The 26,169-nt window shown below is 66.9% G+C and carries 17 protein-coding genes, 2 pseudogenes and 1 riboswitch; of the genes and pseudogenes, 13 read left to right on the top strand and 6 right to left on the bottom strand.

Annotated elements, in window-relative coordinates; translation table 11 throughout:
- Positions 1–92 precede the first annotated feature (92 nt).
- A complete protein-coding gene (metF, locus tag XnspCFBP7698_RS12410) occupies positions 93–920 on the bottom strand; it encodes a methylenetetrahydrofolate reductase [NAD(P)H] (RefSeq protein ID WP_104580952.1) in 828 nt (275 codons plus the stop codon).
- 215 nt (positions 921–1,135) lie between these two features.
- On the opposite strand from metF, the gene XnspCFBP7698_RS12405 reads away from it, so the two are divergent.
- On the top strand, positions 1,136–1,369 hold the full coding sequence (locus tag XnspCFBP7698_RS12405; protein WP_104580951.1) for a hypothetical protein: 234 nt from the start codon (positions 1,136–1,138) through the stop codon (positions 1,367–1,369).
- Between the two features lie 113 nt (positions 1,370–1,482).
- Entirely contained in the window at positions 1,483–2,460 is a 978-nt protein-coding gene (locus XnspCFBP7698_RS12400) for an NAD(P)H-quinone oxidoreductase (protein WP_104580950.1), read from the top strand.
- 84 nt (positions 2,461–2,544) lie between these two features.
- Here XnspCFBP7698_RS12400 and XnspCFBP7698_RS12395 read toward each other — a convergent pair whose 3' ends face one another.
- Positions 2,545–2,943, bottom strand: a complete 399-nt coding sequence (locus tag XnspCFBP7698_RS12395) for a VOC family protein (protein ID WP_104580949.1) — start codon at positions 2,941–2,943, stop codon at positions 2,545–2,547.
- A 328-nt stretch (positions 2,944–3,271) separates the two neighbouring features.
- Between XnspCFBP7698_RS12395 and XnspCFBP7698_RS12390 the strand changes: the two genes are divergently transcribed.
- A complete protein-coding gene (locus XnspCFBP7698_RS12390; protein WP_104580948.1) occupies positions 3,272–4,207 on the top strand; it encodes a Gfo/Idh/MocA family oxidoreductase in 936 nt (311 codons plus the stop codon).
- Positions 4,208–4,318: 111 nt separating this feature from the next.
- Here the strand turns inward: XnspCFBP7698_RS12390 and XnspCFBP7698_RS21760 are convergent.
- Positions 4,319–5,977 (bottom strand): annotated as a pseudogene (locus tag XnspCFBP7698_RS21760) (histidine phosphatase family protein).
- Between the two features lie 151 nt (positions 5,978–6,128).
- On the opposite strand from XnspCFBP7698_RS21760, the gene XnspCFBP7698_RS21365 reads away from it, so the two are divergent.
- Positions 6,129–6,446, top strand: a complete 318-nt coding sequence (locus XnspCFBP7698_RS21365) for a hypothetical protein (protein ID WP_146093249.1) — start codon at positions 6,129–6,131, stop codon at positions 6,444–6,446.
- On the opposite strand, the gene XnspCFBP7698_RS12375 is transcribed toward XnspCFBP7698_RS21365, so the two are convergent.
- Entirely contained in the window at positions 6,398–7,768 is a 1,371-nt protein-coding gene (locus XnspCFBP7698_RS12375) for an alpha-amylase family protein (RefSeq protein WP_199680166.1), read from the bottom strand. The two genes, XnspCFBP7698_RS21365 and XnspCFBP7698_RS12375, sit on opposite strands and share 49 nt — an antisense overlap.
- A gap of 736 nt (positions 7,769–8,504) precedes the next feature.
- On the opposite strand from XnspCFBP7698_RS12375, the gene XnspCFBP7698_RS12370 reads away from it, so the two are divergent.
- Both XnspCFBP7698_RS12370 and XnspCFBP7698_RS12365 read left to right on the top strand, forming a co-directional pair.
- Positions 8,505–9,050 carry a DUF2058 domain-containing protein gene (locus tag XnspCFBP7698_RS12370; RefSeq protein ID WP_039404136.1) on the top strand — a complete coding sequence of 182 codons (546 nt, stop codon included), beginning with the start codon at positions 8,505–8,507 and terminating at the stop codon, positions 9,048–9,050.
- A 168-nt stretch (positions 9,051–9,218) separates the two neighbouring features.
- Positions 9,219–9,776, top strand: coding sequence for a DUF3228 family protein (locus XnspCFBP7698_RS12365; protein WP_104580947.1), 558 nt, complete (start codon positions 9,219–9,221; stop codon positions 9,774–9,776).
- Positions 9,777–9,959: 183 nt separating this feature from the next.
- Here the strand turns inward: XnspCFBP7698_RS12365 and XnspCFBP7698_RS21755 are convergent, their stop codons facing one another.
- Together XnspCFBP7698_RS21755 and ahcY are read right to left on the bottom strand one after the other, a co-directional pair.
- Complete coding sequence (locus XnspCFBP7698_RS21755) at positions 9,960–10,148, bottom strand: hypothetical protein (RefSeq protein ID WP_233548961.1); 189 nt, start codon at positions 10,146–10,148, stop codon at positions 9,960–9,962.
- Positions 10,149–10,172: 24 nt separating this feature from the next.
- Positions 10,173–11,615 carry an adenosylhomocysteinase gene (gene ahcY, locus XnspCFBP7698_RS12355; RefSeq protein ID WP_123137431.1) on the bottom strand — a complete coding sequence of 481 codons (1,443 nt, stop codon included), beginning with the start codon at positions 11,613–11,615 and terminating at the stop codon, positions 10,173–10,175.
- Positions 11,616–11,646: 31 nt separating this feature from the next.
- Positions 11,647–11,761: riboswitch (S-adenosyl-L-homocysteine riboswitch) on the bottom strand.
- Between the two features lie 137 nt (positions 11,762–11,898).
- On the opposite strand from ahcY, the gene XnspCFBP7698_RS12350 reads away from it, so the two are divergent.
- From XnspCFBP7698_RS12350 to XnspCFBP7698_RS12305, 7 genes and pseudogenes are all read left to right on the top strand, one after another.
- Positions 11,899–14,433: a prolyl oligopeptidase family serine peptidase gene (locus XnspCFBP7698_RS12350; protein ID WP_104580945.1), complete on the top strand. Its 2,535-nt coding sequence runs from the start codon at positions 11,899–11,901 to the stop codon at positions 14,431–14,433.
- Between the two features lie 354 nt (positions 14,434–14,787).
- Complete coding sequence (ppc, locus tag XnspCFBP7698_RS12345) at positions 14,788–17,502, top strand: phosphoenolpyruvate carboxylase (protein WP_104580944.1); 2,715 nt, start codon at positions 14,788–14,790, stop codon at positions 17,500–17,502.
- Between the two features lie 171 nt (positions 17,503–17,673).
- Positions 17,674–18,246, top strand: coding sequence for a TetR/AcrR family transcriptional regulator (locus tag XnspCFBP7698_RS12340; protein ID WP_047694391.1), 573 nt, complete (start codon positions 17,674–17,676; stop codon positions 18,244–18,246).
- Entirely contained in the window at positions 18,243–19,280 is a 1,038-nt protein-coding gene (locus XnspCFBP7698_RS12335) for a DUF4105 domain-containing protein (RefSeq protein WP_104580943.1), read from the top strand. Before XnspCFBP7698_RS12340 ends, XnspCFBP7698_RS12335 begins: the two co-directional genes overlap by 4 nt.
- A complete protein-coding gene (locus XnspCFBP7698_RS12330; protein ID WP_104580942.1) occupies positions 19,280–21,292 on the top strand; it encodes a hypothetical protein in 2,013 nt (670 codons plus the stop codon). The genes XnspCFBP7698_RS12335 and XnspCFBP7698_RS12330 overlap by 1 nt, the downstream gene beginning before the upstream one ends.
- An 843-nt stretch (positions 21,293–22,135) precedes the next feature.
- Positions 22,136–23,401, top strand: coding sequence for an OmpA family protein (locus XnspCFBP7698_RS12315; protein ID WP_199680144.1), 1,266 nt, complete (start codon positions 22,136–22,138; stop codon positions 23,399–23,401).
- Between the two features lie 865 nt (positions 23,402–24,266).
- A pseudogene (locus tag XnspCFBP7698_RS12305) lies at positions 24,267–25,406 on the top strand (histidine-type phosphatase); the annotation flags it as partial.
- Between the last annotated feature and the right edge of the window lie 763 nt (positions 25,407–26,169).

Here is a 26,169-nt window from a genome sequence, read left to right as displayed (position 1 = left end):
TGCCGACTTGCGCCCGTGCGCAGCAAGCGCGAGCCGGCGGCGAGGGTAACGCACGTGCGGCGCATTGCCCGTGACCAGGTGCAATGCTGCGCTCAGCGACCGAGCAGCTGCAGCACCTGGGTGGTCGGCTTGGCCAGGTTGAGCGTGTAGAAGTGCAGCGCCGGCACGCCGCCGGCGATCAGGCGCTGGCACAACGTGGCCACTACTTCCGCACCGAAGGCACGCACCGCGTCGGCATCGTCGCCATAGGACTGCATCTTCTTGCCGATCCAGCGCGGAATCTCCGCGCCGCACTGCTCGGAAAAGCGCCGCAATTGCGAAAAATTGGAGATCGGCATGATGCCGGGAATGATCGGGATCGCCACGCCCATGCGCTGTACCGCATCGCGGAAATGGAAGTAGGCATCGGCGTTGTAGAAATACTGGGTGATGGCCGCATCCGCGCCGGCATCCACCTTGGCCTTGAAATAGCGCAGATCGCTCAGCGCATCGGCCGCCTGCGGATGGGTTTCCGGATAGGCGCCCACTTCGATCCGGAAGGCATCGCCGTGCTCGGCGCGGATGAAGGCGATCAGGTCCGAGGCGTAGCGCAGGTCGCCGGGATGGCCCATGCCCGAGGGCAGGTCGCCGCGCAGCGCCACGATGCGGGTGCAGCCGATCGCGCGATACAACTTGAGCAGTTCGCGGATCTCCTGGCGGCTGCCGCCGACGCAGGACAGGTGCGGCGCCGCTTCGAACCCGTGCTTCTGCTTGAGATGGCGCACCGTCTCGGAGGTGTAGCTGAGCGTGGAGCCGCCGGCACCGAAGGTGCACGAGACATATTCCGGCGCGTAGCCTTTCAACCTGGCCGCGGTGCGGTCCAGCTGCGCGCGCTGGTCGTCGGTCTTGGGCGGATAGAACTCGAAACTGAGATGCGTCATCGCGGCGGCTTCTGCGGATCGTGCCGGCATACTATCGCTTCATCGCGATGAATGCATATCTGGTGGCGGATGATGCTGCGCACGCATCCGCGCCCCGTGCACGCAGCCAAAAGCTGCAGCGGCTGGAAGGGCCGAGCCTGCTTCTGTGCGCTTGTCTCGGTCTGCGTTGCACGCGGTAAGCTCAGGCACCCCACGCCACTTGACCGGAGCGCAACATGCAAGAAGAAATGGATGTAATCGCCGAATCGTTGGGCCGCATCTGGGTTGCACTGGCGCGTAGCGTCGGCGATCTGGCGCTGGCGCTGGCCGAGCAGCCCGGCGTGGATGGCAACAAGTTGCTGAGCGACTTTGCCGCGCGTCTGCCGTCGGGCCAGGACGACGGTACTTCCAAGGTGTTCGAGGCGATCCGCCAGTACATCGATCAGGACGTGGTCCCCGGCCAGGAATGAGCGCTGCCACGCGCGTCTGCTGCTGGCAGGCGCGCGATGCAAGGTGCGCGGCATCTGTGCCACACGTTGACGTCTGCCTGCCTACACTGGGTGCCCCTCAACGGAGCGCCTGCATGAGCGACACCACGATGACCGCCATCGCCATCCGCGATGGCAAGGGCGACGCCGATGCGCTGTACGCCACCGAGCAACCGCGCCCGCGTGCGGCATCAGGGCAGGTGCTGATCCGCGTGCATGCCGCCGGCATCAATCGGCCCGACCTGCTGCAACGCGCCGGCCACTATCCGCCGCCGCCGGGCGCGCCGGAAACGCTGGGCCTGGAAATCGCCGGCGAAATCGTGGAGCCGGCTGGTCGCTGGAAGGTGGGCGACCGCGTATGCGCGCTGCTGGGTGGCGGTGGCTACGCGCAATACGCCGCCGTCGATGCGCGTCATGTGCTGCCGATTCCTGCAGGCATGGATCTGGTGCAGGCGGCCGCGCTGCCGGAGACCATCTTCACCGCCTACACCAACCTGTTCGAACATGGCCAGCTGGCAGCCGGCCAATGGCTGCTGCTGCATGGGGCGACGTCCGGAATCGGCGTCACCGCCATCCAGATGGCCAAGGCTGCCGGTGCGCACGTGCTGGCCACCGCACGCTCGGCAGCCAAGGCGGCGCAGGCGCGCGAGCTGGGCGCCGATATCGCCATCGACTCCACCCGTGAGTCGTTCGTCGACGTGGCCAAGGCGCACGCCGGGGTAGATGTGGCGCTCGACATGGTGGGTGCAGCCGTCTTTGCGCAGACGCTGGACGCGCTCAACCCGCGCGGACGCATCGTCTATATCGCCTCGCAGGCCGGCTCCACCATCGAGGTGCCGATCCCGCAGCTGATGCGCAAGCAGGCCATCCTGACCGGCTCGACCCTGCGCCCGCGCAATGCCGATGAAAAGGCGCGGCTCGCAGCAGAGGTCGAACGCGTGGTGTGGCCCTGGATCGAACAGGGCAAGATCCGCGTGCTGATCGACAAGCGGTTCCCGCTCAGTGAGGCGGCCGCCGCGCACCGCTATCTGGAGCAGGGCAGCCACCTGGGCAAGGTGGTGCTGGAAATGTGAGCGCACGCGGTCAGCAGCCTGGCGATGCGACGGTAGGCCAGGGTGCTGTGCTGGTGCTCATGCAACGACGCAGCGCCGGGCGGTTTATCGCGTGCCTGCTCGCACCGCTTCCAGATGGTGGCCGTCGGGGTCGATGACAAAGGCGGCGTAGTAGCTGCTGCCGTAATCCGGCCGCAGACCGGGTGCACCGTTACAACGGCCGCCGTGTTGTAGCGCTGCCCGGTGAAAGGCATCCACCGCTGCTGCATCGATCGCGGCGAAGGCCAGGTGGAAGCCGTCCCCCGGCGCGCAGTGCGTGGCCTGGCGTTGCTTCAATGCCAGGCTGTCTTCGCCGCCGGGTCTGGCGTAGCCCACGGCCTGGTCGAGCGTGCCCGGCTCCAGATCGGACCACACCCGCACATGGCCCAGCGCCCCCAGAACGGCGTCGTAAAACACGACAGATGCCTCGATTGCGCGAACGCCCAGCGAAACGTGGTGCAACATCGGAGCGGCCTTCGTGACGACGGCACATCGGCGTGCCGGCGGCGATGCTGGGCTGCATCGACGGTGAGGTCAATCGCAGGACAGGACCATGCCGCTAGCTGGCGCGGAATGCCCGCGCTTGCAGGTCGCCATCGCCGGGATGGCAAGCACGCCGGCATCGCCGGACGTGGGCAGGTATAGCAAAACAAGCAGGAGCGATGTCTCGCGGTGGGCTGCGGGCTGACCGTACACTGCATCGCGCTGGCGGACGCGGCCCACGGCTGCGCTGCCCCATGGTGCGCGATCAGTCGATCGTGTCGCCGCTCTCCTTATCAGTACGAAGGTTTCGATGAAGCATCCAGACGCATTGCGCATTGCCCTGGTGGGGATCGGCAAGATCGCCCGCGATCAACACGTGCCGACCATTGCCGCGCGCCCCGATGTGCAGTTGGTGGCCACGGTAAGCCGGCATGGCACGGTCGACGGCGTACCGGCGTATCAAACCCTGGATGAGGCGTTTGCCGCGCATCCGGAGTTGGAAGCGGTCGCGTTGTGCACGCCGCCGGTTGGGCGACATGCGTTGGCGCAAGCGGCGTTGACGGCTGGCCGGCATGTCTTCCTGGAAAAGCCGCCGGCGGCCACGCTCGCCGAGATCAACGATCTGCGCACTGTGGCGCAGCATGCGCAGCGCAGCCTGTTCACCAGCTGGCATTCGCGCTGCGCGGCCGGCGTGGAGCCTGCGCGTGCGTGGCTGGCCGACAAGCAGATCGTGCGGACGCACATCACCTGGAAGGAAGACATCCGCCACTGGCACCCCGGGCAGGACTGGATTCTCGAGCCCGGCGGCATGGGCGTGTTCGATCCCGGCATCAATGCCTTGTCCATCGTCACGCATCTGCTGCCGCGCCCCTTCGCCCTGCGCGAGGCCGAGCTGCACACGCCGGAAAACCGCCAGGCACCGCTATCTGCCCGGCTCGCCTTCGTCGATACCGCCGGCGTGCCGGTGACGGCGGAATTCGATTTCCTGCAGACCGGTCATCAGCGCTGGGACATCGAGGTGGAAACCACGCAGGGGCTGCTCGTGCTCAGCGAAGGCGGCGCCAAGCTGAGCATCGACGGGCAGCCGCAGGCAGTGCCGGCATCCAGTGAATACGATGGGCTGTACCGGCGTTTTGTGCAGCTGGTGCGCGCGGGCGACTCGGACGTGGATGTCGCACCGTTCGTGCATGTGGCCGATGCGTTCCTGCTCGGAGCACGCAAGGTCACCGCGCCGTTCGCCTGGTAACTCCAGGCCGCAGCGATCCGCAACGATGCCGATGGCTGCCTTCATTGAACATGGCGCTCATCGTGATGGCCGCCCCGGGCGCGGTGATCGCCGCGCCTGAGGCGGGCCGCGTCATCGGCTGTCCAGTGCGACGTCGCCTGGTGTGCCGGGCGGCGAAGCCGCTGTCGTGGCGCGCGCAGGGCGCTGCTGCAACGCCGGCTTGATCTGCGCACGGAAGCGCCGCACGACCCAGGTTTCATCCAGGAGCGCGAAGGCGAAGAAGCTCAGCAGCGTGCCGGCCACCAGGGTGGGTGCATGCGCGAAGGTGCCTGGCAGCAATAGGCTCAGCCACAGGAAGATGTTGGGCGATGTCTGCAGCAGATGGATATCGGAGCGGATGGCCGCGCCGATGGGCTTGCCGGTGACGCGCTGATGCACGTACAGGGACGCCGCGCTGCCCAGCCGGCATGTCAGCAGCAGCGCAAACGGCAACAGCAGTGCGCCCCAGGCCCGCCAGCCGCCATGCGCCAATGCATCCGTCAACGCGGGGCCACCGGCGCGTAGCGCGACCAGCAAGGCCATCGGCACCATCGTCAGTGAGCCGACCCAGCCCCAGTTGGTTGCCAGCTTGCCCGCAGCGATCGGACGCGCACGCCGCCAGCCCTGTGCCAGCAGGCAGGGTAGGGCGAGCGCAAGCAGCAGCACCACGAAATACCGCTCCAGTGCATGCGCATTGCCCAGGACCTCGCGGTGATCCAGGAACAGCAGCAACAGCACCACCGGCAACAGCATCGACAGCACCAGGGTATAGCGCGCGGCAAAGAAATAGTCGCCGCCGCGCGCCAGCGAAAAGGTCGGCACCGAGAGTGCCGGCGGCACGATCAACAACAGGCCCAGGACGTGCATCCACGCGTTATCGAACTGGGTAAGCAGCACCATCGCAATCAGTGCGCGCGCCAGACTGATCACGCTGAGCGCGACGTTCTCCGGGCCGCGGGTCAGTCGCATCGCGTCAGGTTCGATACGCACCGACAGGAAAAACGCATTGGCGGCCAGCAGCGCCACGATGGCGGCGGAGCTGATGCCATGCGGGAGCGACACGCCCAGGCACGACAGCGCAAAGCCGGCCACTGCGGCAATCAGCATCCATTGCAGTAAATGGATTTCGGTCTGCTCGCCCAGGTAGTTCAAGCGCGATGAACTGCGTGTGGTCATGTGTTTGAGTTCGTCCCACGACAGCGGCCGCGAGTTGGGAAGCCGGAAGTCGATGTAGTCGGCAGGCGGCAGGCCGGAGGCGATCAGGGCGAACACCTCGACGATGTATTTGTGCGCCACCACCAGCACCTGCTTGCCCTGGCGGTCCAGCGGCGCCAGCACGGTGTCGTAGTACTGCTTGCAACGCGCGTACACGTCCATCCAGTGCTCGCCGTCGGGTGGCGCGCCTTGCGCGTCATGGAAGCAGGCGTCGTAGAGCCGGTGGCCGATCGACTTCTTGATCAGGGTCTTGTTCTTGCCGGCGAAGATGCCGAAATCGCGTTCCACCAATGCCGCGCTGGAGATGACCTACGGCGTCCCGGGCACACCGTCGAGAATGATCGCCGCGGTCGCCTGCGCGCGCTCCAGCGTCGAGACGTGGACCTGGTCGAACTGCAGTCCGCGGCGCCTGACCTCCTCGGCCGCCTGCCGCGCCTGGCGACGCCCCAGCGGGGTCAATGGCGAGTTCTGCGCGCCGGCAAAATAGTTCTGTTCGTTGGCGAGCGACTCGCCGTGACGCACGAAGTACAAAGGCATCGGCTTGCTCCGATTCTGCTCCTCGGGTACGAGATCGCGTGCGTTCCCACGGTGGCGCGCTCGCGTCGCGGTCGGCCGTCTGCATGCCGGGTGGGCAGATGAATCGGCAAGCATCGGGCTGCGAGGTAGGTCCACCCGGCAGCAGGTTTTGTTGCGTTCGAAGACCTGGTCTTTTCGATCAATTCATGTTGCAGCGAAGTTCGTATCGATCGTGACCTGGCGCATCTCTGACCAGACCGCTCATCGCATGACCGAGCGAAGCAAGCGCAGGCTGCAGAATGCAAAACGCCTCCGCGCGCGCAAGGCGGCGGAGGCGGTGCTTGCTTGCAACGGCCTGATGCACGCAACGATTTCCAGGTCTGCTTTACATAACCTGGGCACGTTGTGGGAGCGCGCGCTGTGCGCGGTCTGCGGCTTGGTTCAGCGGCGCCACATCCGCGCGCCCCGCGCCGGCAGCGTGAACGTGTAGGAGCCGCTGGAGATACGCACCACGCTGCCCGAGCCCAGGGCATCCACGTAGTCGGCGTTCCAGTACAGCACGCTGTTGTTCATGCCGACCGTGGTGGTGACCGGGTTGCCGCACTTGTTGATGCCCACGATTCCGAGGCTGCCGCGGCGGAACAGGATGTGGCAGGCGCTGGACGACAGCACCTGCATGTCGGTGCCCTGTACGCCGTTGTGGAAGCCGATCATGCGACGCAGGTCATCGCGCTGATACGCGTTGACCCAGCGGTTGTCGCCACTTTCGTTGTTGTCGGTGTACACCATCGGCATGCCGCCATTGCGTCCGATCAGATAGGCATAGGCCAGGGTTTCGTCCACCGGGTCGAGAATGGCGTAGCGGAAGCCGGTGTTGTTAGGGATATCGTGGGTGATGGCGAAGGTGACCGCACGGTTGCCCGGCAACGCCTGCCCCGACGCGGCGGGGTCCACCAGCTGCTGCATGCTGGCGCCAATGGCGAACGCATTGCGCACCGCATTGAACAACGGGAAGTCGTAGGCCGCATGCGGTGTGGATTGCAGATACGGCGCCAGGAACTGGTCGTAATCGCCGTTGCCGCTGCCGCCGCCGGTGATGACCTCGCCAAACACGTACACGCCCGAGCGAATGCCTGCATCGAACACGCGGTTGAGATGATCGAAGGTCATGTGCTTGGCTGCATCCACGCGGAAGCCACTCACCCCCAGGCCCTTGAGTGCCTGCAGATAGGCACGCTGCTGCTGCACCACCCAATCGTTGCCGACCAGGTCCGGCAGGCCCGGATCGCTGCCGCCGCCGCAGATGCGGTAATTGCGCACCTGGTAGGCATCGTTGTAATTGCTGATGCATTGCGCCGGGCCGAAGTCGCTGGCGCCCAGGAAATTGGACTGCAAGGTGCCGAACAGGCGCAGCGAATCGTAGCGGCCGGGATTGGCGGCGTACTGCGACAACACCGCGCTGCCGGGGTAGTTCAGATCCGGACGCGTGGCCGCTTCGTTGGCCATGTGGTTGAGCACCACGTCGGCATAGGTTTGCACACCGTTGTTGGCCAATGCCTGCACCATGCGCGAAAACGCCGCGGTGTCGCCGAGCGGCCCGTCGATCACGCGCAGATCCTGCGGCTGGTAGCGCGCCCACCAGGCACTGCCTTGCGAACGGTAGGCAGGGGCCACCAGCACCTTGCGATAGCCTGCATCGGCGATCTGCTTGGCGCGTGCTTCGACGGTGGCATACGGCCAGTTGAAGGCGTGCAGGATCACATCGGCCTGCACATTGGCACTGGTCAGCAGCAGAACCAGTGCCGTCAGCAACAGGCGGGTGCATCGCTGCGTGAGCGAAGGCGGAGAAGGAGCAATGAGGGTGTGCATCGGATGGATCTCCAGTCGGTAGGAGCGAGCATCCGCGCAACTGGCGATGCCCACATTCAAGGCCTCCGGCCCCTGTTCCGGAAAGCGCGCGCACGGCGTGCAGCGCGCGGTGATGCTAAGCGCGCATCGCGCCGCAACATCGGTGTTGTGCATACGTATTCAATGCGGTGAACCGCCGAATTGCGTGCAGGGTTCGACGGCAACGGGGTGCGGGGTCGCAGAATTGCCAGCCCTCCGCGGTCACCCTGGTACGCGGGGGCGCGGCGCCCGCTTCAGCGACGAATGCATCTGCTGTGGCAGATCACCGGCTGGGTGACCGGCTCGGCCAGCGCAGGTGTCGCCAGGCCCGGCGCCATCATCATCGGGGATGCAGGTCGTACGCGGGCCACGAGCGGGCATCCTTGCCGCAGGACTGCACGTGCAGTCAGCGACCCTCCCTGCGCAGTTGATGGCCTATTGCCCAGGGCCGCGCATCGGTGAGTGGTGCCGTGAGCAGGCGATGCGGCATGACGTTGGGGCACGGCTTGTCTCCGGTAGCGGCAATGCCGTGGTGCGGCCGATCTTTCATCGGGCGCAGCGGCCGGCTGGCGTGCTCGCCGGGAGGGGGCGGCATGGGCTGCGACGGGAGCCCGCCGCCTGCCGCGCTAAACTGGCGGCCAATTCACTGCCGACGTCTCCCATGCGCAATCCACTGCAAGAACAGCTGCTCAAGGCCGGGCTGGTCAAAAAAGCCCAGGTGGACAAGGTCGCGCGTGAGCAGGTCAAGCAGCGCCATGCCAAGGGTGGCGCAGTGGTGCCGGCGCAGACCGACAAGGTGGATGCCGCACGGCTTCAGGCCGAGCGTGCCGAGCGCGATCGCGCACTGGCCGAAGAGCGCAATGCGCAGCTGCGCAAACAGGAAGTGCTGGCCCAGGTGCGCCAGATCGTGGAGACCAGCAAGGTCAAGCGCGAGGGCGAGATCGACTATCGCTTCAACGATGGCAGCGTCATCCGCAGCGTGCTGGTCAATCCCGCCTTGCGCACCCAGCTTGCCAGTGGCGCCCTGGTGATCGTGCGACATGGCGAAGGCTTCGAGCTGATTCCGCGTGCGGCCGCCGAGAAGGTCTACAGCCGCGATGCGGCAACCGTGGTGCTGGATCACGGCCGCAATGGCAGCTCGCCGGCACCGGACAGCGACGATGACTATTACAGCCAGTTCAAGGTGCCGGACGATCTGATCTGGTAGCGCCGCAGCGGGCGTTGACGCGGCCCGTCGCTCGACGCGCGCAACCGTGCGCCAGCTTCAACGGCAGCGACGCACGCGGTGCATCGCGGCTGGTTGCCAGCGCCGGCCTGCGCGTGAGAACCGCATGCAGGGGTTACCCTTGACGGCCTTGCCGCTGCCCGCACTGCCATGTCCATCGTTCTGACCGCGTTTGCCCGTCCCCGTCTGTTTCCGCGCGATGGCCGTCGCAATGCCATCCAGGACTGCACGCCCGAGCAGTTCATCCAGCATCTCAATGACGCCCCACCGTTGCGCGTGATCGAAGGCTACGCGCCGTTCTGCCAGCTGCAAGTACACCGCAACTGGACCAGCACGCGCTGCCTGACAGTGCCGATCACCGCAGACAACCGGCACCTGCTGCGCTCGGGCTACGAAGCGCGCAACACGCAGGAACTTGCCGTTCTGGTGCGTTGGTTCGAAGGCGTGGAGTCGCCGGTTGCGCAGTACATGGTGCCGATCCTGTACAGCCGCGAACAGCTGGCCAAGGAAGGCGCGCCGATCGATGCGGACTGGGGTGTGGTCGGCTGTCTGTACACCGCCGAGCCCGAAGACATCCCGATGGCGCCGATTACCATGTTGCGCAATGCATTGGGCGTGGATGAGGGCGGCTCCGGCGTGCCGCTGGACCGCGCGGCCTACCGGCGCAGCGTGGCGTTCTGGGAGTCCAATGCAAACTGGCGGCCGTGAGCATGATCATGATCGCGCCGCTGCGTTTCAAGCATCGCGTGCGTAGCCCGTCTCGCGTTGCGCGCGGTGACCGATCACGACACACCGTGTCGGTCACATCCACGTAGCGATATGACGCAACATGCCCGTGCGAACCGCAGCCCATCACCGGTTCGCGCTTGTCTCCATGCACTCGGCGGCCGATCAACGGATAACTGCCAGCACGTCGAACGCGCTGACGATCTCCTCGGCTCCCTCTTCTGCATGCTCGACCTCGTGCCAGGCGCTGCATTGCTCGGCCTCCCTCGGTGCATGATCGGCCGGTAGCATGTTTCGAGGTGCGCTCAGGCGCTGGGCACGTAAAAAAACGGGCGCCTCGCGGCGCCCGTTCATGCATGGCGATGGTTTGCCAAAGACTCAGTAGCGGTAATGATCCGGCTTGAACGGGCCTTCCACCGGCACGCCGAGGTAGTCGGCCTGGTCCTTGGTCAGGGTGGTCAGCTTCACGCCGATCTTTTCGAGGTGCAGGCGGGCCACTTCTTCATCCAGGTGCTTGGGCAGGATGTAGACCTTCTTCTCGTAGCTGTCGCGCTTTTCCCACAGGTCGATCTGGGCCAGGGTCTGGTTGGCGAACGAGTTGGACATCACGAAGCTCGGGTGGCCGGTGGCGCAGCCCAGGTTGACCAGGCGGCCGTCGGCGAGCAGGAAGATCGCGTTGCCGTTGGGGAACACATACTTGTCCACCTGCGGCTTGATGTTGATCTTCTCCACGCCCTTGAGTGCATTCAGCGCATCGACCTGGATCTCGTTGTCGAAGTGGCCGATGTTGCACACGATGGCCTGGTCCTTCATGGCCTGCAGGTGCTCGACGGTGATGATGTCCTTGTTGCCAGTGGTGGTGACATAGATGTCGCCACGGCCCAGGGTGGATTCGATGGTGTTGACCTCGAAGCCTTCCATCGACGCCTGCAGCGCGCAGATCGGGTCGATTTCGGTGACCACCACGCGGGCGCCATAGGCGCGCAGCGAGGCGGCGCTGCCCTTGCCCACGTCACCATAGCCGCAGACCACGGCGACCTTGCCGGCCAGCATCACGTCCATCGCGCGCTTGAGGCCATCGGCCAGCGACTCGCGGCAGCCGTACAAGTTGTCGAACTTGCTCTTGGTGACCGAGTCGTTGACGTTGATGGCCGGGATCAGCAGCTTGCCGGCTTCGGCGATCTGGTACAGGCGATGCACGCCGGTGGTGGTCTCTTCGGAGACGCCCTTCCAGTCCTTGACCACGCGGGCCCAGTAGCCCGGGCGCTCGACGGCCACACGCCTGAGCAGCGCCTTGATCACGCTCTCTTCGTGCGAAGACGCCGGCTCGTCGACCCAGGTGCTGCCGTTTTCGAGCTCATAGCCCTTGTGGATCAGCAGGGTGACGTCGCCGCCATCGTCCACGACCAGCTCCGGGCCGGTGAGGGTGCCGTCGGGCAGGGTGAAGGTCAGCGCATCCAGGGTGCAGTCCCAATACTCTTCCAGCGTCTCGCCCTTCCAGGCGAACACGGGGGTGCCGGTGGCGGCGATCGCCGCGGCGGCATGGTCCTGGGTGGAGAAGATGTTGCACGAGGCCCAACGCACGTTGGCGCCGATGTCCTTGAGCGTTTCGATCAGCACCGCGGTCTGGATGGTCATGTGCAGCGAGCCGGTGATGCGCACATCCTTCAGCGGCTTGGTCTGCGCATGCTTGCGGCGGATCGACATCAGGCCCGGCATTTCGTGCTCGGCGATGTCCAGCTCCTTGCGGCCCCAATCGGCCAGGGAGATGTCGGCAATCTTGTAATCGGCGTGCGGGGTAATCTTTGTGACAGCGTTCATGCGATGGCTCCGGTAGGCAAACGAATGTCTGCAATTCCGGGCGCCGTTGAACGGTAACTGCTGGTCGAGCCTGGCCGTATTGCCTGCACCTTGTGGTGCAGTGAGCGGATCAGTCCGCCCTACCGGTCGCAGCGCCCCTCGACGAGAGCCCCGATTATATCGGCAGCACCCCCCTTCGGCATGAATTGGCCGGTTTGAAGTGGCATGACCCCCAACCAACGGCAGGGGAGCGGCCGACAGGCGGCTGCTATGGTCGCAGATCGATCATCACCGGGGACGGGCAATGCAGGAGAAACCGCATGCGCAAGGTTGGCGGCAGTACACATGGGCGCTGGCAGGGGCGCTGGCATTGAGCGCGCCGTTGATGGCGATGGCGGCCGGCCCGGCGGCCGGCGCGACAGCGACGCAGCCGGGCACTGCGGCAGGCAGCGCCTACCAGCTGCCGTCCAAGGCGCTGCAGGCGGTGGTGGACGCACCGCGCGCACCGTTGCTGCAGCTCTCGCCCAAACGCGACCTGGCCGCGATGCTGCAGTTGCCGGCACTGCCGGACATCGCCGAGGTGGCCCAGCCGGAGTTGAAGCTGGCCGGCCTGCGCATCCACCCGAAGACCTTTGCCGCCAGCCGGTTCTCCTTTGCCAGCAAGTTGTGGCTGTTGTCGGTGGCCGATGGTGGTGAGCGGCAGATCGCCGGACTGCCGTCGCCGCTGTCGCTGGCCACGTCGAGCTGGTCGCCGGATCAGCGCTATCTGGCGTTCCGCCGCGAGGACGCGAGCAGTGGCGCCAACGAACTGTGGCTGGTGGACGTGGCCGCCGGGCAGGCGCGGCGTCTGGTCACCGGCCTGAATACCACCGTCGATGACGAACTGCGCTGGCTGCCCGATGGCAGCGGGCTGCTGCTGCAACAACAGGTGGCCGGGCAGGGCGCGCCGCCGACCCGCGATGCGACACCGGCCGGCCCGGCGATCCAGCAAACCAGCGCCGCTGCCGGGGTGCGCTCGCTGCCGACCTATCAGGACCTGTTGCGCAACGAGGCCGATGCGCGCGTGTTCGAGTACTACGCCACCGGCCAGCCGATCATCGTCACGCTGAGCGGGCAGGTCCGCCCGATCGCCGCGCCCGGCATCTATCTCAACCTGTCGGTGTCGCCGGATGGCCGTTACATCCTGAGCGAACGCGCTGAGCGGCCGTTTTCGTATCTGGTGCCTGCGGACAATTTCCCGCGCCGCATCGAGGTGCTGGACCTGCAGGGCAAGCTGGTGCGCCAGATCGCGCAGCTGCCGTTGGTCGAAGGCCTGCCGACCGGCAACGACGCCGTGCCCACCGGCGTGCGCGACATCGCCTGGCGGCACGACGCACCGGCCACGTTGGTGTGGGCCGAAGCGCAGGACGGCGGCGACCCGGCGCGCGCGAGCACCATCCGCGATGCGGTGCGGATGCAGGCCGCACCGTTCAACCGCGCACCGGTGACGCTGGCACAGCTGGGTAGCCGGTTCGACGGCATTCAATGGGGCCGCGGCGACCTGGCGATCGTGAGCGAGAGCTGGTGGAAGACCCGCCGCACCAAGCAGTGGCGCATTGCACCGGATCAACCGCAACGCGCGCCCGACCTGCTATGGGACCGCTCCTCGCAGGACCGCTACAAGGACCCGGGCACGCCGGCGACAGCGGCCGATGGCAAGGGCCGCACCTTGCTACAGACCAGTGCAGACGGCAACAGCCTGTTCCTGCTCGGCAAGGGCGCCTCGCCGGAAGGCGACCGTCCGTTCGTGGACCGGTTCGATCTGCGCAGCAAGCAGGCCACGCGCCTGTTCCACTCGCAGGCGCCGACCTATTCCGCACCACTGGCATTGCTGGACGCACAGGCCACCCAATTGCTGCTCAGCCGCGAATCGCCGGAGGAGCCGGCCAACTATGTCGTGCAGACGCTTGGCGATGGCGCAGCCGCACCGCGTGCATTGACCCACTTCGCGCACCCGCTGCCGCAGCTGCGTGGTGTGCAGAAGGAGCAGATCCGCTACAAGCGCGCCGATGGCGTGGACCTCACCGCCACGCTGTTGCTGCCGCCCGGCTATGACCCCAAGCGCGACGGCCCGCGGCCGCTGCTGATGTGGGCCTACCCGGGCGAATTCAAAAGCGCCGACACCGCCAGCCAGGTCACCGACTCGCCCTACCGCTTCAACGCCATCAGCTACTGGGGGCCGCAGGCATTTTTGGCGATCGACTATGTGGTGCTCAACAACCCGACCATGCCGATCGTGGGCGAAGGCGATGCCGAACCCAACGACACCTATGTGCCGCAGCTCATCGCCGATGCGCAGGCGGCCGTGGACGAAGTGGTACGGCGCGGGGTCACCGACCGGCAGCACATTGCCATCGGCGGGCATTCCTATGGCGCGTTCATGACCGCCAACCTGCTTGCGCACACGCGCCTGTTCAAGGCCGGCATCGCGCGCAGCGGCGCCTACAACCGCACGCTCACCCCGTTCGGGTTCCAGGCCGAAGAGCGCAACTACTGGCAGGCGCAACCGGTGTACCAGGCGATGTCGCCGTTCAACTACGCCGACAAGATCAAGGACCCGCTGCTGCTGATCCACGGCCAGGACGACAACAACACCGGCACCTTCCCGATCCAGAGCGAGCGCATGTTCGCCGCGATCAAGGGCCTGGGCGGCACCGCGCGGCTGGTGATGCTGCCCAACGAATCGCATGCCTACCGCGCACGGCAATCGATCATGCAGATGCTGGCCGAGAGCGAGCAGTGGTTGAAGACCAATGTCGGCGAGCCGGTGAAGGAGACTGGCGCTACGCGCACGCGTTGACCGGTGGTGCGCTGGCCCGGTAGGAGCGCGCTAGCGCGCGATGCGGCGTTACCGATGAAGCTTCGTCGCGCCCGGGTGCGCTCCTACAGCGGATGAGGATGTGGCTGATGCGCTGCCGGCAACGGCTGCTGAGCCGCATAGATGGGTGCCGCGATCACCTGTAGGAGCGGGCCTGCCCACGATGGGGCGTTACCGGTAACGCCTCATCGCGCGCTAGCGCGCTCCTACGCGATTCATCGCCACGTGCGCCAGCACACGATGGTTGGTGTTGAAACCGTCGTGCCGGTCGCGATCATCTAATCCTTTTGGGTTAGTCTTCGACGACTTTGCGCTTGAAGAGGGTGTGCGTTTCCGATGAACGAGTACCGCAGCAGTCTTGTGTTCGCTACCCCCGATCTTCCCTTGCGCGACGACGTGCGTCGGCTCGGCGCACTGGTGGGTGATCTGCTCGCCGAGCAGGTGTCTGCGGAATTCCTCGATGAAGTCGAACGCGTGCGCACCACGGCGATCTCGCGCCGCGAAAGCGATGCCCCGCCATCCACCTTGAGCGAACAACTCACCGGCCGCGAACCGCGTGAAGCCGAAGCGCTGGTGCGCGCCTTCAGCACCTATTTCCAGGTGGTCAACATCGCCGAGCGCGTGCATCGCATCCGCCGCCGCCGCGAATACCAGCGCAGCGGCACCGACACCCCGCAGCCCGATGGCCTGCACGATGCCATGCGCCGGCTCAAGGCCCAGGGCGTGACCCTGGAAGAGCTGAGCCAGTGGTTGCCACGCATCGATGTGGAGCCGGTGTTTACCGCGCACCCCACCGAGGCGGTGCGGCGCGCGCTGCTGGAAAAAGAACAGCTGATGGTCGCCAGCCTGGTCGACAACCTGGACGGCATGCGCACGCCTAACGAACGTGCCAGCGACGCGGCACGCTTCCGCATGGCCTTGACCGCCTCGTGGCAGACCGCCGATTCCTCGCCGGTGCGCCCCACCGTGGACGACGAGCGCGAGCATGTGGGCTTCTATCTCACCCAGGTGCTCTACCGGGTGGTGCCGGTGATGTACGAAACGCTCGAACACGCCATCGAAGAAACCTACGGCAGCGTGCCAACGCTGCCGCGCCTGCTGCGCTTCGGCACCTGGGTGGGCGGCGACATGGATGGCAACCCGAACGTGGATGCCACCACCATCGCCGGCACCCTGGATGCGCAGCGCCGCGCGGTGCTGGACCGCTACCAGAAGGAACTCTGGCAACTGGCCAGCCTGCTCAGTCAGTCGACCACGCTGGTGCAGGTCAGCCCGGAACTCGCTGCGCAACTGGAACGCTACCGTGCGCTGCTCCCCGAAGACGCCGCACGTTCGCGCCCGCGCCACGGCGACATGCCGTACCGCCTGCTCAACGACCTGATGCGCGCGCGCCTGCAGGCCACGCTGGACGATGCCGAGGGCGCCTATACCGCGCCGTCGGAACTCGAACACGATCTGCAACTGATCCTGGACAGCCTGCAGGCCAACAAGGGCCTGCACGCCGGTTGGTTTGCGGTTCGCCGGTTGCTGTGGCGCGTACGCAGTTTCGGTTTTCATCTGGCGCGGCTGGACGTGCGCCAGGAATCGAGCGTGCATGCGCGCGCGGTGGCCGACGCCCTGGGCCAGGCAGAGTGGGACGAACAGGACGCCAGGCAGCGCGCTGGCTTGCTCGGCCCGTACGCGTCCGGCGAACAGGCATTGCCGCGCGTGGCCGACGAAGGCAATGCGCGCCTGGACGCGGTGTTTGCCGCGCTCGCCGATGCGCGCACGCGCCACGGCGCCGATGCGCTGGGCAGCTACATCATTTCGATGGCGCATAACCGCGCCGACGTGCTCACCGTGCTCGCATTGGCGCGCCGCGGCGGCCTGGTCGACGACGCGGGCGCGGTGCCGCTGGACATCGTGCCGCTGTTCGAAACCGTGGACGACCTGCGTGGCGGCACCGGGACCGTGCAGGACCTGCTGGCCGACCCGGTGTATCGCCAGCACCTGGCCGCACGCGGCGACACGCAGATGGTGATGCTGGGGTATTCGGACAGTGGCAAGGACGGCGGCATTGCTGCCTCGCGCTGGGGCCTGCAGCGCGCGCAGGTCGAGCTGCTGGAAGCGGCCGCCGAGCTGGGCGTGCGGCTGACGTTTTTCCACGGACGCGGTGGGTCGATCGCCCGCGGCGGCGGCAAGACCAGCCGCGCGCTGGATGCCGCCCCGCGCGGCAGCGTGGATGGCCGCCTGCGCGTCACCGAGCAGGGCGAGGTCATCCACCGCAAGTACGGCATCCGTGCATTGGCGCTGCGCTCGCTGGAACAGATGACCGGCGCGGTGTTGCTGTCCAGCCTGCGCCCGCGTGCGCCCGAGCCGCGCGAGGAGCGCTGGCGCCCGGTGATGGACCTGGTGGCCGAACGCAGCACCGTGGCCTATCGCGCCTTCGTCGGCGCGCCGGACTTCATGCAGTACTTCCGCCTGGCCACACCGATCGATGTGATCGAGCGCATGACGCTGGGCTCGCGTCCGTCGCGGCGGCTGGGCCAGGATGCGGCGTTGTCCAACCTGCGCGCGATTCCGTGGGTGTTTGCGTGGAGCCAGGCGCGTGCGGTGATTCCGGGGTGGTACGGCGTGGGCAGCGGCCTGCAGGCGGCAGTGGATGCCGGGCATGAAGACACCTTGCGCGAGATGGCGCAGGACTGGCCGTTCTTCCGCACCTTCCTGGACGACATCGCCATGGTGTTGTCCAAGGGCGATCTGAATATCGCCGAGTTGTTCTCGCGGCTGTCCGGTGATCTGCACGAGCGCTTTTTCCCGCAGATTCGCGACGAGCTGGCCCTGACCAAGGGCTGGGTCAAGGCGCTGCTGCAACAGCAATCGCTGTTGCAGCACGACCCGCGGCTGGCGCTGTCGATCCGCCTGCGCAACCCCTACATCGACCCGATCAGCGTGCTGCAGGTGGACCTGCTGCAGCGCTGGCGGGCCACCGATGGCGAAGACGACGCGCTGCTGCGCGCGCTGGTGGCCTGCGTCAACGGCGTCTCGCAAGGCGTGCAGAACACCGGCTGATCCGGTTGGCCGAGTGGGCCATCGGCTCCGATGGTCTACTCCGAAGACCCAAGCTGACGGCCCACTCCGACCGCTCACTCCGACGACCCGCTCCGAACCGTCGGTCGGGAGGGTGTCGATTGAGCAAGCGGACTCTGGCATTACCGGACAAATCTGTCCGATAATGCCGGCATGATGACTTCCCGCCCTGATGCCGCGCTGCGCCGCCGGCAGATTCTCGATGCCGCCGACGAAGTGTTCAGCGAACACGGCGTCAATGCCCCGCTGGAACTAGTGGTGGAGCGCGCCGGCCTTGGCCGCGCCACCCTGTACCGCAATTTCCCGGACCGCGTGGCGCTGATGACCGCGCTGATGGCGCGCGGGCTCGATGGCCTGGAGCGGCTGGCCGCCGACCTGGCCGACCGCCCGGACGGGCTGGCCGTGCTGCTGCACGACGTGGCCGAACACATCGCCCAGTCCGCACCGCTGGTGGACTTCTGGCGCTCGATCGAGCGCGCGCACCCGGCGGTGGAAGCGGCCGACCGGCGCGTGGTGGCGATCTTCCTGCCCTTCGTGCACCGCGCCCGCGACGCAGGCCTGTGCCGGGCCGATGTCGACGACGAGCAGCTGCTCTTGGTGATCGACATGCTGGGCAGCTGCCTGCGCGGCAACGATGAAGCAGAACGCAAGCGGCTGGCCCACCGTTCGGCCGACTTGCTGATGCACGCGCTGGGCATGCAGGTGCCGGAGGGCGGCACGCGATGACACCGGCCACCCGCGCACGCATCGGCCGCTGGGCGTTGCGCACCGCGCTGGTGTTGGCCGCGTGCTGGGGCGGCCTGGCGATCTATTTCGCGCTCAGTGGCAATGCACTGGTACGCATCGGCTGGGTGGCCTCGTGGTGCGCGATGGCGCTGGCCGCGCTGTGGGGCCTGCGGCGTGGCCGCGAGAACTGGGCGCTGGTGGGCATCTTCGCTGCCGCATTCGTGGTGCTGGCGGTGTCGTGGGGGTTCATGCAGCCCAGCCAGGACCGCGACTGGGCCGACGATGTCGCGCAGCGTCTGCAGCCGCAGGTGCAGGGCAACATCGTCACCCTGCGCAACGTGCGCAATTTCGACTGGCACAGCGAAACCCGCTACGTGCCGCGCTGGGAAACCCGCCAGTACGATCTGGACCATCTGGTCAGCGCCGATCTGGCGTTGTCGTACTGGATGGGCCCGGCGATCGCGCACACGCTGGTGTCGTTCGGCTTCGACGATGGCTCGCGTGTGGTGTTCTCGCTGGAAATCCGCAAGGAGCGCGGCGAGTCGTTCTCGGCGCTGGGCGGGCTTTTCCGCAGTTTCGAAGAAACCCTGGTGGCCGCCGACGAGCGCGACATCCTGCGCGTGCGCACCAATGTGCGCGGCGAGGACATGTACCTGTATCGCCTGGCCATTCCCAAGGCCGGGTTGCGTCGCATGTTCATGGGGTATGTGGAACTGGCCAACCAGCTGGATCGCGCGCCGGCCTTCTACAACACGCTCACCAGCAACTGCACCACCATTGTGTTCGCGCTGGTGCGGCAATTGCAGCCCACGCTACCGCTGGATCACCGCCTGCTGCTGTCCGGCTATGTCGACGAATACGCCTACGACCATCACGGCCTGATGCCCGGTTACGACTTCGCTACCTTGAAGCAGCGCGGGCATTTCACCGCGCGTGCGATCGCCGCCGACAAGGCGAGCGATTTCTCCGAGCGCATCCGTGCCGGCATGCCGCAGGCGCCGGCGCCCGGCACCTCGGCGAGTGCGAAGCAGTGATGCCGCGCAGGCCATGGTGGCGGGCCACGACCGTGCTGGTGGCGGTGGTGATGAGTGGGTGGTTGAGCGGCTGCGCCATGGTCACGGTGCAGTCGCGCAACAGCGGCGATTACGTCGCGCAGACCCGCGGCGATGTGCTCAGCACCGGCGCGCTCAGCCAGGCCGGTAGCGAAACCCTGCAGGTGGCCGGACTGCAGCCCAAGGCCTGCCGCACGCAGCCGCTGCCCTGCCTGCAGCACCTGACCACGGTGGCAGGCATCGGCGAAGAGCGTCGCCTGGCCACCCAGGCCGAGCTCTGGACCGCGCGTGCAATCGACCTGGGCGGACGCAATCCGGCGCAGATGAGCGACGTGGCCACCGATGCCTGGCTGGAGGCGGCGCGGCATGCGTATGCCTACCTGTTTTTCACTGCGCGCGCGCCCAGTGCGCGTGCGTTTGAAAACCGCCAGACGCAGGTGCGCGACTACTACAACTATGCCGTGCAGCAGGTGGTCGAGCGCCTGTTTGCGCGCTCCAAGCAGGCCGGCGACACCACCCCGGCGCCCACCGCAGTCGGCCGCTGGCAGGTGGTGGTCGACATGTCGGCCTACCGGCTGCCCGGTGGTGGCAATACCCCGCGCGCCATCTTTGCCGCCTCGGCATTGCGCTTCAACGGATTGCGCAGCACCTATCGGCGCGACGGCTTCGGTGCCGAGCTGGTGGCCGAAGTGGACCCGCAACTGGTCGGCGATCCGGCCGGGCTGGCGGTCCAGCAAGCCATCGCCCCGAGTGCCGCGCCCGAGCGCCCGCTGCCGACCTTCAGCGAGATGCCATACGCACCGGCGACGCTGTTGCTGCGCTTCGATGGCGACACGCTCGCAGCGGTGCTGAAGACCGATCTGGTGACCCTGGTGCCGTACGACCCGTACCGCCAGAACGAGGTGGTGTTGCATGGGCAGCGCGTGCCGTTGGCGGCCAACTTCACCGCCGCCTACGGGCTGTGGCTTGCCAAATCGGGGTTTGCGGCGCAGTCGCTGCGCTCGATGCTGGGCAGTGCGCGCGGCATCGAGCGCCCGCATCTGTATCTGATGCAGCCGTACGACCCCGATCGTCGCGTGCTGCTGATGCTGCACGGGCTGGCCAGCAGCCCGGAGGCCTGGGTCAACGTGGCCAACGAAGTGATGGGCGATGAAACGCTGCGTCAGCGTTACCAGATCTGGCAGGTGTACTACCCGACCAATGCGCCCATCGCGGTCAATCGCGCGGAAATCCAGGCGTTGGTGGAACGCAGCCTGCGCCATTTCGACCCGGCGGGCAGCGCCGTCGCCTCGCACGACATGGTCCTGATCGGCCACAGCATGGGCGGAGTGATCGGACGGCTGCTGGTGTCCTCGTCCGGCGAACAGCTGTGGGACGCGCTGCTGCGGGATTACCGGCTGGACGGCGAGCGCGGCGCCCGCGTGCGCGCGAAGCTGTCGCCGTTGCTGCATTTTTCGCCGATGCCGCAGATCGACCGCGCGATTTTTATCGCCGCGCCACATCGCGGCACGCCAGTGGCCGAAGACGGGTTGGGGCGCTTCGTCGGGCGCCTGGTGCGGCTGCCGATTGCGTTGCTGGACCGGTTTGGCGATGTACTGCAGGACCTTGCCAACAGCGAACGTGAGGGCAGCGGTGGCCAGTCCCGGCGCAAGGGCCGCCTGCTGCCGCCGACCAGCATCGACAACCTGCGCGATACCGACCCGTTCGTGCGCGCCACGATGGATCTGCCGATTTCACCGCAGGTGCAGTACCACACCATCGTCGGCCGCGAAAAACCGCAGGTGCCGCTGGCCGATTCCGACGACGGGTTGGTGCCGTATCGCAGCGCGCATCTGGATGGCGCCGCCTCCGAACTGGTGGTGACCTCCTGGCACAGCGTGCAGGAAACGCCGCAGGCGATTCTGGAGATCCGCCGCATTCTGCATGCGCAGTTGCAGGCCGAAGCGGCAGGAAGTACGGCGGCCGCAGGGCACGGCGCAAGTACGTCCCCGTAAGCTTCATGGCGGCATCCATGCCGCCATGGCTCCCGAGACGGTTGGCGGCCAAGGACCAGTCACGATGGGTCGGTGCGCAGAGTTTTCAACCAGCAACCGACAACCTGCGCGATGCAGCATTTCCGTTTTTCAACAAAACCACCAGCCAACTGTCTGGTGCGGTGTCATCGCCGATTGCGGGACCGTGTGGCGGCATGGATGCCGCCATCGAGCCTCTACGACAGATTCACGGCGTGTCCCGCAAGCGGTGAGGGCACCGCGCCCTCGACAGACTTGAAGATAGCCAAGCGATTACGAGACGCACGATGCAGTCGTCGCTACCTGATTGCTCAATCCTGGTAGATCAGGCGGAAAACGGATCATCTGCGCCGTTGCTGCAGGGCCCTTGCCTGCCCACCATCGCGGGACACGCTGCAAGTACGTCCATGTAGCTCCGTGGCGGCATCCATGCCGCCAAGGGTCCCGCGACGGTGGGCGGGCAAGGACCAGTCAAGTTGGCTGGTTCGCAATGTTCTCAACGAGCAACGGCAAGCCGCGACACGCTGTCTTGATTCTTCAACAAAACCACCAGCCATCTGTCTGGCGTGGTGTCCTCGCCGCTTGCGGGACCGTGTGGCGGCATGGTGCCGCCACCGAGCTACATGGACGTACTTGCGGCGTGTCCCGCGAGCGGTGAGGGCGCCGCGCCCTCGACCCACTCGGCATCTGGCCTGGACGTCTGACGGCATCGCCAAGACGTGGCCCGAAAATCACTGCACGCACGCAGATACACACGCACACACACGCACGCACGTCTGACTGGCGAACGGATGCGCGGCAGGTCTGTCAGCCGCTCTTAGCGCGGTGTTGACCGGGCTCGTGCTATCAGGCGGTTCCCTCGAACTCGCTCGAACCAAGGAAGACGCGATGCGCAAGACGTTGTCGGCAGTGATTTGGGTTCCCTTGCTATTGGCGGCTTGCAGCCGTGGCGAAGGTCAGAAGACTGGGGCAGACGTTGCAGGCACAAGGCCGCAGGCAACGCAGACCGCAACGCTTGCCACCGATGCGACACCCGCGACCGATGCGGCAGTGCCCGAATTTCCGGCCATCCCGATGATCGTGGTCCCCGACATCGTCGGCGTGACCCCGGCGCAGCGCGCACTGGAAGCCTCGTTGCAGGACGTGCTCGACCCGATCGAAGGCGTCAGCGTGGCGCCCGCGCGTTGTGGCGATGGCGGCACGCTGATCACCGATGCCGGCATCACCAGCGTCGATGCCCATGGCAACCTGCTGCGTGACGGCGATGGTGGTTTGTTCGATCTCAAGGCCGACGGCAGTGGCACCGCCAACTTCGACGGTGGCTTGATCAGCATCAACGCCGATGGCAGCGGCACCATCAACGGCACCGGCCAGAACGGCGACGATGCGCTCATCGATGTGCAGTCCAATGGCGGCGGCACCTACAACGGCCCGGCTGGCTTGATCAGCCTGGACGGCAAGGGCGCCGGCACCTGGAACAGCAGCAGGAGCGGCCTGATCGACAATCGCGGCGATGGCAGCGGCACCTGGAACGGTCCACGCGGGCTGGTGACCATCAACGCCGATGGGTCGGGTACCTGGAACGGGCCCGAGGGTCTGGTGCAGAACCACGGCGACGGCACCGGCACGGTGGGCACGCCTCCCCGCGAGGTGCGCATGCCGCCGCTGCCCAAGGTGCCGCCGGCCGGCCGCTTCCCGCCGCTGCAGAAGTTCGCCCCGCCCGGTGCGCCCTGCGGTTATCTGATTACCTTGAACGACCGCATCCTGTTCGACTTCGACAAGTCCGACATCCGTCCCGATGCGGCACGGGTGCTCGATACCCTGGCCGCTGCGCTCGGCAAGGTGACAGCACAGGACATGCAGGTGCGCGGACATACCGACAGCAAGGGGGAGGACGCCTACAACCAGGCCCTGTCCGAGCGCCGCGCCAACGCCGTGCTGGCCGCGCTGCGTACGCGCGGTACCGCCCAGACGGCCGGTGCGAAGGGCTATGGCGAATCGCAGCCGGTTGCACCCAACACCCTCAATGGGCAGGACAATCCCGGCGGACGGCAGCTCAATCGGCGCGTGGAGATCTTTCTGCGGACGTGAGTGCGGCCAGCTGCCCACGGCATGGATGGCGGGTGCATGGTCACGCTCTTTGGATGGCGAGTAGTGGATGGCGAAACAGGCTGCGGGGGCCGTAGCGCGAGTGCCCGCACTGCGATCCGAGTGGAGATGTTCGCGACCGCAGCGCGGCCTTCGTCTGCGCAGCCCGGCTGCCATTCCAGCTGCGTGCTCGCGCAACTGTGCCGAGGTGCGCGCCTGAGGCATGCAGATTTCGGGTCTTGCCCGGCCGTCACCGGGGTGAAACAACCCATCCCCATCATGCGCCGCGCCTGCCTGCAGGCGTGGTGCAGGGCTGCTGCATCGCTTTTCCGCTTGTGCCGTCGCACTGTCGGGATGTCCGACGGTGTTGCAGCCCGGCTGTGCTCTGGATGACGGAATGTACGCTCGTTGTTGGCTGCTGCACCGCTTACGAAGCTGCTCAGAGGACATGCAGACGATATGGGCTGCCGTCGTCGGCAGGCGCCGGCGCAGCAGGATCGCCGCGCGCGAAGTCGGTGATGTAGGGCAGGGTGCCGGGCCGCAGGGGGCGTTCGCCGGCAAGCGGGAATTGCCGCGGTCCGCAGCGGATCGATGCAGCGGGCGCGATGCGATGGGGATCGCGTGGCGCCCGCCGCACTCCACGGGGCACCCTGCGCCGCCGGCAAGCAGCGCAACGCATGCCGCGCGCATGCCGCGTATCGGTATGCCATCGATGTTCGCCGCAAGCGCGCTGTGGACGTCGTTGGCCGCCACGTTGTTGAGCGGCTGCGCAGCATCGGAACCGCATGCACCGCTGCCGTTGTCGGATGCGCGCACGCAAGGCAGCGCCGCCGCAGCGGGACCATCACCCGCTACAGCCACGGCCCACCTCGAGCGCGTGGTGGTGATCTTCCGGCACGGCGTGCGTGCGCCGCTACAGGGCGAAGCAGCGGCGGCACGCTATGCCGACCAGCCCTGGCCGCAGTGGTCCACCCCGGCCAGCCTGCTGACCCCGCGGGGTCGCACGGCAGTGCGCTTGAGCGGGGAGTATCTGCGTCAGTGGCTGGCGGCGCAGGGGCTGCTGCCGCACGCCGGCTGCCCGTCGCCGGGCAGCGTGTCGGTCTGGGCCAACACCGATCAACGCACCATCGACAGCGGCGCGCTGCTGGCCGACGCACTGGCACCCGGCTGCGGCCTGGTCGCCGGCCACCGCGAGGCAGGCAGCGACGACCCGCTGTTCCGGCCGATCGAAGCCGGCGCGGTGGCATTCGACGCGGCCGCTGCCGTGGCATCGATCCAGCGGCAGACTGGCGGGCCGGCCGCCTTGCTGGTAGGCCATGCGGCCGAACTGCAGGCGATGCAGCAGATTCTGGGCTGCCGCCGCACGCCCTGCGATTTTGCGCGCATGCCCTCCACGCTGGCGCCCTCGGCCAATGGGCGGGGCCTGGCCCTGGACGGGCCGATCGACCTGACCTCCGGCACCGGCGAAGTGCTGTTGCTGCAGTATGCGGATGGCCTGCCGTTGGCGCAGGTCGGCTGGGGCCGCGCCACGCCTGAGCGTCTGGCACAGGTGTCGCGATTGCATGCACTGCTGTTCGATCTCTATGCACGCCCGCACTACATGGCGCAGCGTTCGGGCGCCCCGTTGGCGCGCGCGGCGCTGCAACGGTTCGGAAATGCGCAGGCGCCGAAGGTCTCGCTGTTCGTCGGCAGCGACACGCACATCGCCGCGCTGAGCAGCCTGCTGGGCGTGCACTTCCACTTGCCCGGCTACGGCGCCGACGACCCGCCACCGGGTGGCGCGTTGCTGCTCGGCCTGTGGCGTGCGCCAGACGGCACCCAGGTGGTGCGCGCACGTTACCTGGCGCAATCGCTGGATCAACTGCGCACGCTCGCACCGCTGGATCTGGCCCACCCGCCGCTGCAGCAGGAACTGTCGCTGGGCTTGTGCGCTCCGGAGCAACGCATGGCCTGCCCATTGGGGGATTTTGCTACGGCGCTGGAGCAGCAGTTGCAGCTCGATCGGTAGCACCAGGTTCGCGACAACAGTCCTGCGATGGTTTGCATGGCATGTGACTTCGACCGTACCCTCACCCCAACCCCTCTCCCGCAGGAGAGGGGGGGGGCTTGAGCAGACTGCTGGCGTCGTTGTCCCTTCTCCCGCAAGGCGGGAGAAGGTGCTCCGCAGGAGCGGATGAGGGTATGTGCGCAGCCAGGTGCTATTGGGCAGGTGAGTGGCTTCGCCCCCGTACCCTCACCCCAACCCCTCTTCCGCAGCGAGAGGGGCTTGAGCAGACTGCTGGCGTCGTTGTCCCTTCTCCCGCAAGGCGGGAGAAGGTGCTCCGTAGGAGCGGATGAGGGTATGTGCGCAGCCAGGTGCTATTGGGCAGGTGAGTGGCTTCGCCCGTACCCTCACCTCAACCCCTCTCCCGCAGGAGAGGGGCTTGAGCAGTGGTTGGCGTCGTTGTCCCTTCTCCCGCAAGGCGGGAGAAGGTGCTCCGTAGGAGCGGATGAGGGTGTGCGCAGCCAGGTGCTATTCGGCAGGGAGTGGCTTCGCGCGTACCCTCATCCCAACCCCTCTCTGCGCCCCGGCCCGCGCTTGCGGCGCGGGCGCTCCAAGGCACACGCGCCGGTGGCGCGTAAGCCGTGCCTTCTCGCCCCGCGGGGAGAGGGGCTCCATCTCGTCACGCCCGTCCGCGTGCGGGTCTGCCATAAGCCGACGCCTTCGCAACTTGCCATGTATTGAAGTTGGGCAACCCACCGAAAGACCTCCAAAACGCAACCGGGCCGCA

Origin of the sequence: Xanthomonas sp. CFBP 7698, from assembly GCF_003600855.1 — a bacterium.
Classification (GTDB): Bacteria; Pseudomonadota; Gammaproteobacteria; order Xanthomonadales; family Xanthomonadaceae; genus Xanthomonas; species Xanthomonas cannabis.
The sequence above is the reverse complement of the archived record's forward strand: the minus strand, read 5'-3'. Positions and strand labels throughout refer to the sequence as shown.